General features: G+C 61.2%; 15 protein-coding genes. 5 read left to right on the top strand and 10 right to left on the bottom strand.

Translation table 11 applies throughout. The features are described 5' to 3' along the window. Positions 1 to 68: 68 nt before the first annotated feature. Positions 69 to 2162: a methyl-accepting chemotaxis protein gene (locus HP556_RS20170; protein ID WP_175368303.1), complete on the top strand. Its 2094-nt coding sequence runs from the start codon at positions 69 to 71 to the stop codon at positions 2160 to 2162. Positions 2163 to 2186: 24 nt separating this feature from the next. Here the strand turns inward: HP556_RS20170 and HP556_RS20165 are convergent, their stop codons facing one another. Together HP556_RS20165 and HP556_RS20160 are read right to left on the bottom strand one after the other, a co-directional pair. Beyond that, positions 2187 to 2819 (bottom strand): DUF2865 domain-containing protein, encoded by a 633-nt coding sequence (locus tag HP556_RS20165; RefSeq protein ID WP_175368302.1) that lies wholly within the window; start codon positions 2817 to 2819, stop codon positions 2187 to 2189. A 38-nt stretch (positions 2820 to 2857) separates the two neighbouring features. After that, positions 2858 to 3649 (bottom strand): L,D-transpeptidase, encoded by a 792-nt coding sequence (locus HP556_RS20160; protein ID WP_175368301.1) that lies wholly within the window; start codon positions 3647 to 3649, stop codon positions 2858 to 2860. Positions 3650 to 3884: 235 nt separating this feature from the next. Between HP556_RS20160 and HP556_RS20155 the strand changes: the two genes are divergently transcribed. The 3 genes from HP556_RS20155 to HP556_RS20145 all read left to right on the top strand — a co-directional run bounded on the left by HP556_RS20155 (position 3885) and on the right by HP556_RS20145 (position 6013). Further along, positions 3885 to 4994: an AI-2E family transporter gene (locus HP556_RS20155; RefSeq protein WP_120291925.1), complete on the top strand. Its 1110-nt coding sequence runs from the start codon at positions 3885 to 3887 to the stop codon at positions 4992 to 4994. Positions 4995 to 5069: 75 nt separating this feature from the next. Beyond that, on the top strand, positions 5070 to 5441 hold the full coding sequence (locus HP556_RS20150) for an ElaB/YgaM/YqjD family protein (RefSeq protein WP_175368300.1): 372 nt from the start codon (positions 5070 to 5072) through the stop codon (positions 5439 to 5441). Positions 5442 to 5533: 92 nt separating this feature from the next. Further along, positions 5534 to 6013: a hypothetical protein gene (locus HP556_RS20145; protein WP_175368299.1), complete on the top strand. Its 480-nt coding sequence runs from the start codon at positions 5534 to 5536 to the stop codon at positions 6011 to 6013. 21 nt (positions 6014 to 6034) lie between these two features. Here HP556_RS20145 and HP556_RS20140 read toward each other — a convergent pair whose 3' ends face one another. The 4 genes from HP556_RS20140 to HP556_RS20125 form a co-directional block, all read right to left on the bottom strand. Further along, positions 6035 to 6394 (bottom strand): hypothetical protein, encoded by a 360-nt coding sequence (locus HP556_RS20140; RefSeq protein ID WP_175368298.1) that lies wholly within the window; start codon positions 6392 to 6394, stop codon positions 6035 to 6037. A 373-nt stretch (positions 6395 to 6767) separates the two neighbouring features. Beyond that, positions 6768 to 7994, bottom strand: a complete 1227-nt coding sequence (locus HP556_RS20135) for an ABC transporter substrate-binding protein (RefSeq protein WP_175368297.1) — start codon at positions 7992 to 7994, stop codon at positions 6768 to 6770. A gap of 59 nt (positions 7995 to 8053) precedes the next feature. After that, complete coding sequence (locus HP556_RS20130) at positions 8054 to 8383, bottom strand: AtuA-related protein (RefSeq protein ID WP_175368296.1); 330 nt, start codon at positions 8381 to 8383, stop codon at positions 8054 to 8056. Between the two features lie 2 nt (positions 8384 to 8385). Then, a complete protein-coding gene (locus HP556_RS20125) occupies positions 8386 to 9720 on the bottom strand; it encodes an acyclic terpene utilization AtuA family protein (protein ID WP_175368295.1) in 1335 nt (444 codons plus the stop codon). A 199-nt stretch (positions 9721 to 9919) separates the two neighbouring features. Here HP556_RS20125 and HP556_RS20120 point away from each other — a divergent pair, with 199 nt between their 5' ends. Beyond that, complete coding sequence (locus tag HP556_RS20120) at positions 9920 to 10831, top strand: LysR family transcriptional regulator (protein ID WP_175368294.1); 912 nt, start codon at positions 9920 to 9922, stop codon at positions 10829 to 10831. Between the two features lie 7 nt (positions 10832 to 10838). On the opposite strand, the gene HP556_RS20115 is transcribed toward HP556_RS20120, so the two are convergent. From HP556_RS20115 to HP556_RS20100, 4 genes are read right to left on the bottom strand one after another with little or no spacing between them, the layout of a single operon-like run. Further along, positions 10839 to 11819, bottom strand: a complete 981-nt coding sequence (locus HP556_RS20115) for an ABC transporter substrate-binding protein (protein ID WP_175368293.1) — start codon at positions 11817 to 11819, stop codon at positions 10839 to 10841. A gap of 31 nt (positions 11820 to 11850) precedes the next feature. Further along, entirely contained in the window at positions 11851 to 12981 is a 1131-nt protein-coding gene (locus HP556_RS20110; RefSeq protein ID WP_420878684.1) for an ABC transporter permease, read from the bottom strand. Continuing rightward, a complete protein-coding gene (locus HP556_RS20105; RefSeq protein WP_175368292.1) occupies positions 12978 to 13904 on the bottom strand; it encodes an ABC transporter permease in 927 nt (308 codons plus the stop codon). Before HP556_RS20105 ends, HP556_RS20110 begins: the two co-directional genes overlap by 4 nt. After that, positions 13894 to 14724 (bottom strand): ABC transporter ATP-binding protein, encoded by an 831-nt coding sequence (locus HP556_RS20100; RefSeq protein WP_120291931.1) that lies wholly within the window; start codon positions 14722 to 14724, stop codon positions 13894 to 13896. Before HP556_RS20100 ends, HP556_RS20105 begins: the two co-directional genes overlap by 11 nt. Positions 14725 to 15013 lie beyond the last annotated feature (289 nt).

Here is a 15013-nt window from a genome sequence, read left to right as displayed (position 1 = left end):
ACGGGCATGAGCGTGAATATTTACCAATTGCAGCCTTAAATACCGAAATATTTTTTGGGGGATTCATTGTGCTTCATCGATTGACCGTTTCCGCATTGCTCAAGTCCGTGATCGCCATCATGGCGGTCTGTGTCGTCATATTCCTGGTTCTCAGCGCATGGGAATCATATGGGCGCCTCAACGTCGCGGGGCGCATGTCGACGATCGCCGAGGCATCCGGCCATGTGTTCAAGGCAATGCACAATCTGCGCACTGACCGGTCCACGACGTTCCGCACGTTGAACGCCGATACCGTGATTCAGCCCGATACTGAGGCCTATCTGCGCCGTATCCGCGGCGCCGAAATGCCGGCAATGAAAACAGCAGGAGAATTGCTGGTCACCGCCGACTTCCCCGGCAAGGCGACGCTGGTGCCCGAATTCAACCGGCTGATGCAGGCATTGATCGCGTTGCAGACCGAATCCTGGGACCAGATGAGCAAGCCAAAGGCCTCGCGCCGCGCTGGCCTTGCCAAGGAATTCCAGGACAATGTCGATTCCGTTCTGGCCATGCTCGAAAAAGTCTCCTCCGCCCTCACGGCCGCCGTAACCCACAACGATCCGGTGATCGATCAGTTACTGTCGATCAAGCAGATGGCCTGGCTGATGCGCAACACATCGGGCGACGCCTCGGTCATCGTATCGAACGCGCTCGCGGTCAACAAGATCTCGCCGGAGCTGCAGCGAAGCTATGTGAAGCTGACGGGCGGCATCGAAACTGGATGGAATGCGCTGGACATCGCATCGTCGGGAACTGAACTGCCGCAAGGTCTCATCACGGCCCTTGCCGCAGCGAAAGCATCCTATTTCGATCCTCAATACTTGGCACTGCGCGACCGCCTGATTCAGGCTGTCGCAACCGGCGAGAAGCCCGAAATGCCGGCGACGGCCTGGACACCGCTCACCGTCGACAAGATGAGCACAGCCGTGGTCGTAGCCGAACGCGCGCTGGACGAGGCCAAGAACCACAGCCTTGTGCAGTGGTCTGCTGCGCAACGCTCATTGATACTGCAACTGGTGCTACTGGGGGCCGCCATCATGCTCGTCGTTGGCGCCATAGTCACTATCACGCGCCGTGTCACCACGCCGCTGCTCACCATCCGCGACGCGATGCTGAAAGTGGCGGGCGGCGATCTCACCGTCGATGCCGGCTATGCCGATCGCCAGGATGAAATCGGCGGGCTGGCCGGTGCGCTGGAGACCTTCAAAAAGCAGGCGATGGAAAAAGCCGAGATCGAGGCGCAGGAACGCCATCGCAATGCCAATGCGAGCCAGCGCCAGCAGGCCGTCGAGCAGTATATCGGCATGTTCGAGATCCAGATGCGCGACACGCTGGGCGCCCTTGGCAGCGCCTCTGACCAAATGAATACGACATCTGACGGCATGGCCACTGTGTCCAGCCAGACCAATGCCCGCGTGCAAGATGCTGCGCGCGCCTCCGGCGAAGCCTCAGCGAATGTGCAGAACGTTGCCGCTGCGGCGGAGGAGCTGAGTGCCTCGATCAACGACATCAGCCGCCAGGCATCGCATGCAGCCGGCATCGCCAGCCGCGCCGTCAGCCAGGCACAGCAGACCGACAATACCGTTCAGGGCCTCGCCCAGACTGCGAACCGGATTGGCGAAGTGGTCGGGCTGATCAACGACATCGCCTCGCAGACCAACCTGCTGGCACTCAATGCCACCATCGAAGCGGCACGCGCCGGCGAGGCCGGACGTGGCTTTGCGATCGTCGCGTCGGAAGTGAAGTCGCTGGCCAGCCAGACCGCCAAGGCGACCGAGGATATTTCCGAACAGATCGCGGATATCCAGAAGGTCGCCAATGAGGCCATCGAAGCCATCAAGTCGATCGGCGGCATTATCGGCGAAGTGAATGAAGTCGCCACCGCGATTGCGGCTGCAGTCGAAGAACAGGGCGCGGCGACGCAGGAAATCACCCGCAGCACCCAGCAGGCGGCCGATGGCACCCGCAACGTGTCGGACAATATCAGCGGAGTCAGTGCCGACGCCGACGCAGCCGGTGCAGCCGCTCAGGATGTGAAGGTGGCATCAGAGACCCTGGCGACGCAGACACGCCAGCTCGGTACTCAGGTAACGGACTTCCTCGGGAAGATCCGCGCGGCTTAAGCGCAATCGATCACGTGGCGCGGATTATTCCCGCGCCACGACCGGCATGCGCTCATACTTCGCCTGCACCGACGGCGACACCGGCGACATGTTCAGCGATGCACCGCGTTTGTCAGCGCCGCGACCCGTGACCATCAATCCGTCGGCACCGGCGACGATGTCGCCCTTGCGCAAGGTCGGATCGTTCTCGAGCTTCACCGGCGCCAGACCGATCTGGTCCTTACCGTTACAGGTGCAACCGGCCACCAGTTCGGTGCGGTACTTGAATGCATTCGGCAGCTCGGAATAGGACTTGCCGCTCTCGGTCGCAGCCGTGTCGATACTGCTGCCGTAAACAACCTTGGTATCGCTCGCCGGACAGAAATTATTGCACGACGCCGCACGGCTCTGACTGTCGGTGGCTGATATGGGGAAGTAACGTCCATCGCACGTGCGCACACAAAAAGCCTGACGCCCGCCGCTTGCTGCACGAGGGCGCAGCTCCTGCACCGGCGGACCTTCATTGACGAAAGGCAGCGAGATATCCGGGCCACGACCACGCGCTATCCCGCCGAACAATGCCGAGAAGAAATCCTGCGCCTGCGCTGGGGCGGCACCGAGTATGACAATCGCCGCCACCGCGCCGAGGGCCATCCGTTGTCCTGGAAATCGGGTCATGGGGCCTCCAACGCGGCATCAAGCAGAATGATCGACTCTCAGTAGAGCGACGACGCGGAAAGGTTCATCGCCTGACGGCCCGGAGCCTGCTGCACGCCGGCAGGGCGAACCGAGATCGATGTGACGCTGCGCGGCGCCGGAGCCGTGCGCGCCTCATAGTGTGGGGCAACGGACTTCGGCAGCACCACAACCCTGGTCCCAACGCTGACGCGACTGAAAAGGTCCTGCACATCTTCATTGGTCAGGCGGATACAACCCGACGACACGAACTTGCCGATGGTTGACGGATCATTGGTGCCATGGATGCGATAAGCGCTGGAGCCGAGATACATCGCGCGGGCACCGAGCGGGTTGCCGGGGCCGCCAGCCATGAAGCGCGGCAGATAGGGCTGGCGCGCAATCATTTCCTGCGGCGGATGCCAATCCGGCCATTCCGCCTTGCGCGTGACAGTCTGCGTTCCGGACCAGGTGAATCCTTCGCGGCCAACACCGACGCCGTAGCGAATCGCGCGGTTGTTGCCGAGCACATAATAAAGCTGGGTATTGCCGGTATCGATGATCACTGTGCCCGGCGCTTCGCGGGTCATATAGCCGACTTCAGCGCGGCGCAGGCGCTCGGGGAGAGCGGCATCCATATTTTCCCGCACCCGCGGTGCAGCCATCACGTCGTCGTCCGGTGGAAACGCGCTTTGCGCAGCCGGTGCATAGTTCATCACCTGCGCCGATGCGCTGGAGATGAACGGCGGAGCAACGATCAGAGTGGCTGCAACAACGAGCGCGCTTGTGAGACGCAGCGACAGCTTGCGGTTTCCAAATGATGCCTGTGACATGTGACTGCCCCGTTTGGCGACGCGTCATCGTCGTGATGACCGCAACCAACTGCGCCGAAGCCTCACGGTTCCCTCCCCGCGGGCGTTCACCGAATGATTTGTCAACCAAGGAACCATCACGAAATCGCGACGGAACTTTTGCGGTATGCTCGTGTTGTAAAGCCCGATCGCATGTCAGCGATCTGACGCGCGAACGCGGTCTGCGCGACCAAATGGCGGCATGTCGGGACAGCTCATGAGTGAAGTCCGCGCTCTCCCCGAAAAGCCTGCAGGCACGCCGGTGCCCGAGAGCAAGATCGAGCAGCCGCCGGTGTTCCGTCGTGCCGAAGTGGTTGCTTTCACGCTGGTATCGATGCTGGTGATCACCGTGATTACGGTGCTCTATGTCGCCAAGGCATTCTTCCTGCCAATCGTGACAGCCTTCATCATTGGCACCATGTTGTCGCCCGCAGCGAGCTTTCTCGAAAAGCGCCGCATTCCGCGATCCGTCTCGGCAGTCCTGATCGTTATCTTGGTCTGCGCCGGGCTCGCCTTCATCGTGGGGCTTATTTCGTCCCCGCTGATGGAATGGACGACGCGGCTCCCCGAACTAGGTTCGCTGCTCAAGAACAAGCTGCATGTCTTCGACCGACCGCTGGCGCTCTGGCACCAGATACAGAGCATGTTCAGCAGCGCCGAAACGCTTGCGACAACAAAGTTCGAATTGCCCAAGATCGACTGGGTGCAGCCAACCGTCGAATTCCTGTCGCCAACCTTCACCGAATTCCTGCTGTTCTTCGCCACGCTGGTGCTGTTCATCGCAAGCTGGAAAGACCTGCGCCGCGCGCTGGTGATGAACTTCGCCGATCACGAATGGCGGCTGCGGACGCTGCGCATTCTCAATGCGATAGAGACCAGCCTTGGCGAATATCTGTTGATGGTCACTATGATCAATTTCGGAGTCGGCATTGCCACCGGCGTGATCTGCGCGGCCACCGGCATGCCCAACCCGGCCGGCCTCGGCGCGCTGGCAGCCACGCTCAACTTCTTCCCGATCATCGGCCCCGTCGCCATGTTCGTCATCCTGGTCGCGGTAGGTATCATTTCGTCGGAGACGATCGCAGCGGGCATGATCGCGCCGCTGCTGTTCGTCGGCCTCACCTTCATGGAAGGCCACTTCATCACGCCCACGATCATCGGACGCAAATTGCAACTCAACGCGCTGGCGGTGTTCATCGGGTTGGCGTTCTGGACCTGGCTCTGGGGCCCGATGGGCGGCTTCCTGGCGGCGCCGATCCTGATCGTCGGGCTGATCCTGAAAGAGCATTTGATGCCGATCAATTCGCCGCAGTTGCCGCCGGATTAATCCAGCTCTACTGATGGAACCTACGGTCTAACCGGGCGTTTCTGCATTGGATTTTCAGTATCAGGGGAGCTTCGCATGGCGGATATCGATGGCCTGGATGAACTCAAGAAACTGACCGACAAAGCAACCTATAGCCGCCTTCAGAAGGATCTCACCGCCGTGAAAAACGATGTTGCCGCCCTGACCGAACAGATCACCGACGCGCTTAATGCCTTTACCGGCCAAGCTACTAAACAAGCCCGCCGCGGCGTCAAGCAAGCCCGTGCCGACGCCGAAGACATGATGTCCGACATGCGGGAGCGCGGCAGCGCGGCCTATGATGCTGCGCATGACGCAGCCTATTCACTGGAGGAAACGCTGGAAGACAGCATTACCCAGCGGCCACTGGCCGCCGTCGGACTGGCGCTCGGCTTAGGCGTGCTGATCGGGATGGCCTGGCGCCGCTGAGCACATGCGCAGAGTTGAGATGTGATGACTGGCGGTGCCCGAGGGTGCCGTCAGTTTTCTTTGTATTTTAGAGTTCGGGTTCGGGGGCTTCCATGCTGAAGAGTATCATCGACGATCTGAAGAACAGCACAGGCAACAGCCTGCGCATGACTTCACTCATGGCGCTGGCTGGTGTTGCTGGCTTTGTGGCACTGTGCTTCCTGTGTGCGGCGGCTTTCATCACGGTGATGCAGCGCTACGGCGTCATTGAGGCCTGCCTCACCATCGCCGGCATCTTTTTGGTCATCGCGGCGATCTTCGCACAGATCTATGCGACCAAGCAGAAGCAGGCCCGCGAACGCGCAGCAGCCGCGGCGCGCGCAGCGGCCAGAGCTGCTGCGAATGCGCCGCTGATCGATCCGATGCTGGTGGCGACCGGCATTCAGATCGCGCGCACGCTCGGCCTCAAGAAGGTTATTCCGCTGCTAGCGCTGGTCGGCGTCGCACTTGGCTATATGGCCAATCGCAGCAGCGCTGCGGCAGATGATGATACGAACGAGACCGGCGACCCCGATGAGGTCGCCGACGATTGATTTAAATTGTCAGCGTGAAGATCAGGTCACACAGCGACCCGGCTGCAGCATCTTTGCCATCTCGCTGAGCACACTCACAGGCGGTTCGCAGCCCACCGCCGCACGCTGCGGTTTGGCATTCATGGGGAGGGGCCGGATATTGACGGCTTCATTCTTGGTTGGAGCCACCACGGGCGCGACGCCCATCCGCAGAAGGACGGACGTATCCGACAGCCCCTGAACGCGGAACGAGAGAGTCTGGCTCTGCTCGTTCTGTGTGGTAATTAGTGATGCCCGGTCGCCCTTGGCAGCCCGGTTAACGCCGGTGGACGCAGCCTTGTCTGAATCGGTCAGCGTGCCCCGCAGATCATTGCCGGAAGCATACTGGATGGCGCCGAACATGGTCGCTCCAGCGACCATTCCCAAGACCAAGCTGGATACCTTTGACATGTGAGCCTCGCCTGCCCTGCACCGCGTCGTTGCGTGGCGCTCACAATAGGAACGTGCGTCAAGGCTCTAGGTTCAAGAACGGCGATCACTTAACCGTGTGTTAAATAATTTGACGCCCGCGGGAACGCTTTTCACCCTCGCGCGTCTTCCCGGAAGCCGGTCGTCCCCTGCCCCAATTGACCGGCGACGCGGGGTGGAGCTGTGGTGATGCCAGCTGCACCCCGCATTCTTTTGAGGAATAGGTAAGGCTCTCTCACCCTTCGAAAGAATCGCGGGTAAAGGTATTTCCCTGCCCACGACGCTCGGTTCATAGAGTTGTCTGTTCTTACTTCTTGCTCATCACCATTGGGCATGTACTCGCCGAGAGCGGCGAGAACGCGTCTTCGCCCTTCACCGTGGCGAGGATTCTGAACACGTCATAGCTATCGGTGACCTCGGAAGGCTTCTTGACCTCGGCGAGATACATGTCGTGGACCATCAGATTGTCTGGACGCAGCTTGCCGTTGCGCAGGAAGGCATCGTCAAAGGTACGCCCCTGCAGATCCTTGACCACGGCGACAGGATCCTTGGTATTCGCGGCCTCCACCGACTTGATGTAGTTCAGCGTCGAGGAATAGACACCGGCCTGCATCATGCTCGGCGGCTTGCCCATCTTGGCAGCATAGCGCTTGGAGAATGCACGCGTGCGGTCGTCCATGTTCCAGTAGAAGCCGGACGTCACCAGCAGGCCTTGCGCGCTCTTCAATCCGACGCTGCGGATGTCATTCACGTCGATCAAGAGCGCAATCATCTTCTGATCACCGCCCATCAAGCCGAACTCTTCTGCCTGCTTGATGGCGTTCTGCGTGTCACTGCCGGCATTGGCGATGGCGATGACCTTGGCGCCCGACGACTTGGCCGTCAGAAGCTGCGAGGAGAAATCCGCCGTGTTGATCGGATGCGGCGCACGGCCAAGCGCCTTGCCGCCGCCCTTGACGGCAACTTCCGTTACGTCACGCTCGAGCGCCTGACCAAAGGCATAATCCGCAACAACGAAGAACCATGTGTCGCCACCGCGCTGAAGCATCGCCTTGCCGGCGACATTGGCCAGCGCGTAAGTATTGTAGGTCCACTGAATGAAGTTCGGCGAGCAGAACTTGCCGCTGAGATCCGCCGAGCCGCCGGCCGATGTGATGAACATCTTGTTGCGGTCCTTGGCGAAGGTCTGCACGGCGATGCAAACAGACGACACCGGCACGTCGAGAATGACGTCGACGCCTTCCTGATCATACCACTGGCGCGCAATATTGCCGCCGACATCGGGCTTGTTGAGATGGTCGGCCTGGATCAGCTCTATCGCCTTGCCGAGCACCTTGCCGCCGCATTCCTCGATCGCGAGCTGCGCTGCCGCTACCGAGCCCTGCCCGCCATTGTCAGCGAACAGACCCGTCATGTCGGACAGCACACCAAACTTCAGTGGAGTATCCGCAGCGGCACGAACGATCGCCGGAGAAAAAACTGCAGCGCTGACGCCAGTTGCACCGAGGCCAGCCAGGAATGTACGTCGCTTCATCAATAGTCCTCCCGTTTTTGGTTTGGTATGAAAGTATCGTCGTCCTATTGTGACGAAGATCATGGTGAGCCGGATGACGCTCCTTTGGCCGGCAGCTCGAATTCAAGCAGCGCAGAGCTGAATGATTTCCCGTGCGTATCCAGCGCGAGCGATCGCACAACACCGCCACCGAGCGCGCCCGTCAGCACGAAGTTTAGCGCGCCGAGCGCCGGCAATTCATAGCGCGTGACGGTGCCGGTGATGGTGTCGCCGAAATGCTGCGCGACGTGATCTGCCGTCACGTGCTCGGCAAGAAAGCCGAAGTCACCGACATCGAAAGCGATGACGGAAATGTTGGACGTATCGCCCTTGTCGCCGCTGCGTGAATGCGCGATCTCACGGAGTTTCATGGTCAGGCCTCCATGAATGTGACTGATGACGTCACGACAGTTTCGGGCAGCAAAGCCGAGGCGACGCCGACGATTTCGCGCGCCGATTTCCAGGCCCCGCCGCCACCGGCAGGCCCGTTGGTGTAAAGCGTCTCGACCTCATTGCCGATCTTCACGGCCTCTGCGAGAGAGTCTGTGCGCCCCGCGACGCGGATGCGGACTTCATAGGGATCGCGGCCTTCGGCCAGGGCGTCACCATGCAGCGCATTGACGCCGATCAGGTCGAACCGGCTCTCCGTCATTTTCACGCCGGTGAGCGTGAGGCGTTCGCGCACAATCTCAAGCGCCAGACGCCCGCGCGCCACGGCATTGGCACCAGCATAGGAGATTTCGCCTTCGCCGATATAGCTGTCGAGATAGCCGACTGACGTCTTCAGCAGGCCAGTCTTCGGCGTGCCACTCCCGCCGGTGACATGGATGCGGTCCGGACCAACCTCCTCGACACGCACCTGCGAGAAATCGGCAACCACATCCGGCTGGTAATAGCGGGTCGGATCATGAATTTCGTAGAGCAGTTGTTCGATCACCGTCGCTCGCGTGATCTGGCCGCCCGAGCCCGCGACCTTGGTGACGACGAGACCGCCATCCTCGCGCACCTCGCCGATCGGGAAACCAAGCCGCGCGAGGCCCTGCACATCCTTCACGCCGGGATCGGCGAAATAGCCGCCGGTGATCTGGCCAGCACATTCCAGGAGATGGCCGACCATGGTGCCTTTGCCAAGCAGATCCCAGTCATCCATCGCCCAGCCGAATTCATGCACCAGCGGCCCGAGAAACAGCGCCGGATCGGCCGCACGGCCGGTGATGACGACATCGGCGCCACCGGCGAGCGCTTCGGCGATAGGCGCTGCGCCGGTATAGGCATTGGCCGAGATCACGCGGTTGCCCAGCGCTTTCACGGAGCCACCTTCGTCCAGCGCGACATCGGACGCGCGCGCCTGTTCCAGCACATCGTCGCCCGTTACTGCCGCAACCTTAAGACCGGGCAGACCGAGCGCCCTGGCGATGTCACGCGTCGCCTGCGCCGCCGCGACGGGATTCGCCGCGCCCATATTGGTGATGATCTTGACGCCGTTCTTTCGGCAGATGGACAGCACCGCCTTCATGCGGTCGGCAAGCAACGGGTCGAAACCGCCTTGCGGATCTTTCAGGCGGTCCTGCTGGGCCAGCGCGATGGTGCGTTCGGCAAGGCACTCGAAGACGAGATAGTCGAGGTTGCCGCTTTCGGCGAGTTCGATCGCCGGTTCGATCCGGTCCCCCGAATAGCCGGCACCGGATCCGATCCTGATGGTACGCACGAGCAGTCTCCCTGGATCAGACTTGCCTGCAGTCACATCGCGAAAACCGCGACCGCTGCATGTCTATCTCCCGATCTCTTTTGACGGACATGTCACGGGCCTGAGCAGGCGATCACGCGCATGTCGCTTTCGGGCATTGAAGCCAGAAGCTTCCCTCTATTCAATTGAATTAATTCTATCCCATTGATAGAAATTCTCTATGGATGTGAATCTCCGGCAGATCCGGTCTTTCGTCGTCGTCGCCCAAGCCGGCAGCTTCACCCGCGCCGCGGAGTTGCTGCATCTGGCGCAGCCGACGCTGACGGTTCAGATCAGGCGCCTCGAAGAAACCCTCGAGGTGAAACTGTTCGATCGCAACACCCGCTCCGTCGAACTGACGCGGGTCGGCCGCGAACTGCTGCCGGTGTTTCAGCGCATGATCCGCGATCTCGATGCCGTCGTCGTGGATACTCGCGATATCGCGGCCAAGCGCCGCGGCATCGTCCGGATCGCGGCGCTTCCCTCGGTCGCCGCGGGTGCCCTGCCCGAGGCCATCAAGTCGTTTCGCGAGTTACAGCCCGGCACATCTTTCGTCCTGAAGGACGTGATCGCCAACCGCGTCCTAGACCTCGTCCGCTCAGAAGAGGTCGATCTCGGCATCATGGGCGGCAGCGTCACCGGCCACGACGTGGAAGTGCTGCTCGAAGTGCGCGACCGCATGCATGTGGTGTTTCCGGCGAAGCACCCTATCGGCGGCATCCGCAAGGTCACCATCGACGATCTGATGAAATATCCGCTGGTGCTGATGGATCCCGCGACCAGCGTCCGCGCGGTCGTCGACAGCGCCTTCCTGACCGCGGGACACATCGCGCAGCCGACCTGCGAAGCGACCTATATGATGACGGCCATCGCCATGGTGCGCGCGGGGCTGGGCATCACCATCCTGCCAGGCTCCGCACGCGAAATCGGCGCGGAGCCGGACCTGCGCTCGCGGCAGATCGACGTCGCGGACTTCTCACGCGCCATCACAATCATCAAGAAAAGCGGCCGCACCCTGCCGCCGATCAGCGAAGCCTTTGGCGATCACCTTGCCAAATCAATCGGCGCGCAGCCATTGTTCGCACGCCGATGATGCGCAATTACTTCATCGCCTCATAGACCGCGAAGCTGTAGGCACCTTCCGGCTTCTTGGTAATCACGGGATCCGAACCGCCAGACATCAGCGTCGCAACCGTGCGATCATAGTCCTTGACGTCGAGCTTGCCATTGGCATCGCCGAGCAACTTGCTGACCTCGGTCATCATGCGCTTCTGGTCTTTGGCAGTCTTGGCGCCCGTGGAGTCGCCAGCCAGGATGATCTTCACGGCTTCGTCCGGATTAGCCTTGGCATAGTCCCAGCCCTTCATCGACGCCTTCACGAACTTCGCCATCTTGGCGACGAAGGCGGGATCCTTGAGGTTCTTGTCGAGCACCCAGAGACCATCCTCTAGCGTGGCGACGCCCTCGTCCTCATATTTGAACACGGTGAGCTGGCTCGGCTTGTAGCCGCCGTCGATCACCTGCCAATATTCGTTATAGGCCATGGTCGACACGCAATCGGCCTGCTTCTGCAGCAGCGGATCGACATTGAAGCCCTGCTTGATGATCTTGACACCCGCCGGCGAGCCATCGGTCTTGTAGCCCAGCTTCGACATCCAGGAGAGGAACGGATATTCGTTGCCGCCATACCAGACGCCGGTAACCTTGCCCTTCAGATCGGTCGGCTTCTTGATGCCGGTCTCGGCGCGGCAGGTGAGTTCGAGTCCGGACTTCTTGAAGGTCTGCGAGATATTGACCAGCGGCACGCCCTTCTCGCGCGAAGCCAGCGCCGAGGGCATCCAGTCCACCACCACATCGGCACCGCCGCCAGCGATCACCTGCGGCGGGGCGACGTCGGGACCGCCCGGCTTGATGGTCACGTCAAGTCCTGCCTCCTTGTAGAAGCCCTTCTCCTTGGCCACGAAGTAGCCGGCGAATTGGGCCTGCGCGACCCATTTGAGCTGGATGGTGACCTTGTCCGCCGCTTGCGCGGAGCCGAGCGAGAGAGCCATCGCTGCGCCGAATGCCATGATCTTCTTCATGCTCAACTCCAGAATTGGCGAACCTGCCGAACTAGGTCCGCATCGATGGATGCCAAAACGTCGTCACGCGCTCGGCGAGCGCAACAAGTCCATAAAATGCCATTCCCGCGATCGCGGCCAGCGCGATCTCCGCCCACACCATATCGAGCGCCATGCGCCCGGCTTCGGTGGAAATTCGAAAGCCGATGCCTTGCGTCGGCGTGCCGAAGAATTCCGCGACGATGGCACCGATCAGGGCCAGTGTGGCATTGATCTTCAGTGCATTGAAGATGAAAGGTAGAGCAGCGGGAAGATACAACTTGATGAGAGTCTGGGCATAGCTCGCGCCGTAAGAGCGCATCAGGTCACGCTCGATATCGCCGGCAGCTTGCAGACCGGCCAACGCATTTACCAGCATCGGGAAGAACGTCACCAGCGCCACCACGGCAGCCTTCGACGGCCAGTCGAAGCCGAACCACATGACCATGATCGGCGCGACGCCAACCAGCGGCAGTGCCGAGAAGAAGTTACCCAAGGGTAGCAGCCCGCGGCCGAGAAATTCAAAGCGATGCGCGAGGATCGCCACCAGAAGCCCGGCGCCGCAGCCGATGGCATAGCCGATCAGCACACCACGGATGAAGGTCTGCACGAAATCCGCGCCCAATATCGGCAGCGACGCCATGAATTTCACAGCGGCAGCGCTCGGCGACGGCAGCAGCACTGGCGGCACGCCAGCCCCGCGCACCACGACCTCCCAGAGATAGAACACGGCCGCACCGAACAGCAGCGGGATGGCCAGATCGATAGCCTTGCGGAATACACTGCTGCGCGGCCTCAGCCCGGCCAGCGCAACAACGCAGATCCACGACGCCAGCCAGACGCCGATCACCACCATCCAGAAGCCTGATGCCGCATCGCCGGCGATCAAGGGATCGCGGAGCAGCATCAGTGTCATATCCGCAGTGATGCCTGCCCCGACAAGCCCGATCACGATGGCAGGCAGGCCACGGAAGCCGGCAGCGAAAGCGAACACAAGCACGATGACGCCGGTCAGCAGAAACGTCAGCGGGCGCGCCATCAGCGCGGCGACAGGCACACCCGAGAGCGGCAATGGCAGCATCAGTGTGATCAGCACGCACACCGCCGACATGATGAAGCCCAGGCGGATCTGGCGACGATTCATGACCGCGCGCCCATCCGCTGCGCCACCTTGCGTTCGGCATAGCTGACGATAGCGATCAAACCAGAAGCCAAAACGGCTGCGGCAACCAGCGCCGACCAGATCTGGATGGTCTGGCCGTAATAGGAGCCGGCCAGCAGGCGTGCACCGATGCCGGCTTCCGCGCCGGTCGGCAATTCCGCGACGATGGCGCCGATCAGCGAAATGGTGATGGCGACCTTGAGGCTGGCAAAGAGATAGGGCACCGCCGAGGGCCAGCGCAGTTTCGACAGCACCTGCCTAGATGTCGCCGACCATGTCCGCATCAGATCCATCTGCATCGGATCGGGCGAGGTGAAGCCTTTCACCATGCCGATGGTGATGGGGAAGAAGCTCAGATAGGCCGAGATAATCGATTTCGGCAGCAGGCCCTGTAGGCCGATGGCACCGAGCACCACAATGAAGATCGGCGCCAGCGCCAATATGGGCACCATCTGCGAGCAGATGATCCACGGCATCAGGCTACGCTCCAGCACGCGGCTGTGCACGATGGCGAGCGCCAGCACGATGCCGAGCAGCGCGCCCAGCGCGAAGCCGAGCAGCGTCGCCGACAGCGTCACCATGGAATGATAGACGAGGCTACGCGGCGCCGTCGGCGCATAGCCGAACACGCCGTCGATGAAAGCACCGACCACCTGATGCGGCGCCGGCAGCAGCGGCCGTTCCGCGCTCATGGTGCCTTCCAGCAATTCCATCGTCGTGTAAGGCGCTTCCTCGCGCTCGAAGCCGCCGCGCACAAGCGACAGGTTCATCAGCACGGCGCCGATGTACCAGACGACGATCAGCACCGCGACAATGGTCACCACCGGCGCGCTACGCTTGACCAGCGGATGCGTGCGCCATGCCGCACGCGCGACCGGCATCGTATCCACCGTGCTACTCGTCATAGGAATGTCCGGCGCGCAGCCCGGTGCGCACGCGCTGCGCGATCGCCATGAATTCCGGCGTCTCGCGAATTTCCAGCGTGCGGTCGCGCCGGAAATTGCAGTCGATGATATCAGTGATACGGCCCGGCCGCGGCGACATCACCACGATCTTGGTGGAAAGAAACACCGCTTCGGGAATCGAATGCGTCACGAACAACACGGTCTTGCGGGTCTTGGCCCAGAGCTGCAGGAGCTGTTCGTTGAGATGATCGCGCACGATCTCATCCAGTGCTCCGAACGGCTCGTCCATTAGCAGCAATTCGGGATCGAACGACAGCGCCCGTGCGATGGAAACCCGCTGCTGCATGCCGCCGGAGAGCTGCCAGGGAAACTTGCGTTCAAATCCGGTGAGATTGACGAGGTCGAGGTAGCGCGCGGCGCGCTGCTTTTGTTCGGTCGGCGAAAAGCCCATCAGCTCCAGCGGCAGCTTGAGATTGGCCTCGATGCTGCGCCAGGGAAACAGCGCCGGCGCCTGAAATACATAACCGTAATTGCGCCCGAGCCGCGCCTGCTCGGCACTCATGCCATTGACCGTGACGCTACCAGAGCTTGGTTGCTGCAGGTCCGCGATCACACGCAGCAGCGTGGTCTTGCCGCAGCCGGAGGGACCGATGAAGGAGACGAACTCCCCACCACTGATTTGCAGATCGACATTGGATAGCGCTTCGACCTTGCCGTCGGCCGTATCGAAAGTGAGCGACACCTTGCTGACATCGACCGCAACGGGGCGTGTCACTGTGGATTGATAGATATGAGGTTCAGCGTCGGCAGTTGAGTTCATGCGCACCGGTTCGACCAGAAGGGTCACGCAGCCCCGCCAGCCCGTCAAAGCCTATGAGCCCTGCGGGACGTGGCAATTTGCCGCTTATCGAGGGATGATATCGGCATTGATCGCTGCATCAACACAATACTGTCAGCCCCCTCCTTCTGCCCGCTGATAGTTTGCGCAAGCGAAGAGGACTTATTGAGCAGGTATCATCCGGCGCGCTCTGGATGGCTTCTGGCCAAACGAAAGCGGCCGGGCACATGGCCCAGCCGCTTCGATGTCAATCAATACCAGCGAGATCAGG

This window comes from Tardiphaga robiniae (genome assembly GCF_013359755.1).
Taxonomy (GTDB): domain Bacteria; phylum Pseudomonadota; class Alphaproteobacteria; order Rhizobiales; family Xanthobacteraceae; genus Tardiphaga; species Tardiphaga robiniae.
The sequence above is the reverse complement of the archived record's forward strand: the minus strand, read 5'-3'. Positions and strand labels throughout refer to the sequence as shown.

Bases quoted from the DNA above. Each gene is read 5' to 3' on its own strand.
- HP556_RS20165 (WP_175368302.1), bottom strand. From the start codon at position 2,819: ATGACCCGATTTCCAGGACAACGGATGGCCCTCGGCGCGGTGGCGGCG.
- HP556_RS20160 (WP_175368301.1), bottom strand. From the start codon at position 3,649: ATGTCACAGGCATCATTTGGAAACCGCAAGCTGTCGCTGCGTCTCACA.
- HP556_RS20155 (WP_120291925.1), top strand. From the start codon at position 3,885: ATGAGTGAAGTCCGCGCTCTCCCCGAAAAGCCTGCAGGCACGCCGGTG.
- HP556_RS20150 (WP_175368300.1), top strand. From the start codon at position 5,070: ATGGCGGATATCGATGGCCTGGATGAACTCAAGAAACTGACCGACAAA.
- HP556_RS20145 (WP_175368299.1), top strand. From the start codon at position 5,534: ATGCTGAAGAGTATCATCGACGATCTGAAGAACAGCACAGGCAACAGC.
- HP556_RS20140 (WP_175368298.1), bottom strand. From the start codon at position 6,394: ATGTTCGGCGCCATCCAGTATGCTTCCGGCAATGATCTGCGGGGCACG.
- HP556_RS20135 (WP_175368297.1), bottom strand. From the start codon at position 7,994: ATGAAGCGACGTACATTCCTGGCTGGCCTCGGTGCAACTGGCGTCAGC.
- HP556_RS20130 (WP_175368296.1), bottom strand. From the start codon at position 8,383: ATGAAACTCCGTGAGATCGCGCATTCACGCAGCGGCGACAAGGGCGAT.
- HP556_RS20120 (WP_175368294.1), top strand. From the start codon at position 9,920: ATGGATGTGAATCTCCGGCAGATCCGGTCTTTCGTCGTCGTCGCCCAA.
- HP556_RS20115 (WP_175368293.1), bottom strand. From the start codon at position 11,819: ATGAAGAAGATCATGGCATTCGGCGCAGCGATGGCTCTCTCGCTCGGC.
- HP556_RS20110 (WP_420878684.1), bottom strand. From the start codon at position 12,981: ATGAATCGTCGCCAGATCCGCCTGGGCTTCATCATGTCGGCGGTGTGC.
- HP556_RS20105 (WP_175368292.1), bottom strand. From the start codon at position 13,904: ATGACGAGTAGCACGGTGGATACGATGCCGGTCGCGCGTGCGGCATGG.
- HP556_RS20100 (WP_120291931.1), bottom strand. From the start codon at position 14,724: ATGAACTCAACTGCCGACGCTGAACCTCATATCTATCAATCCACAGTG.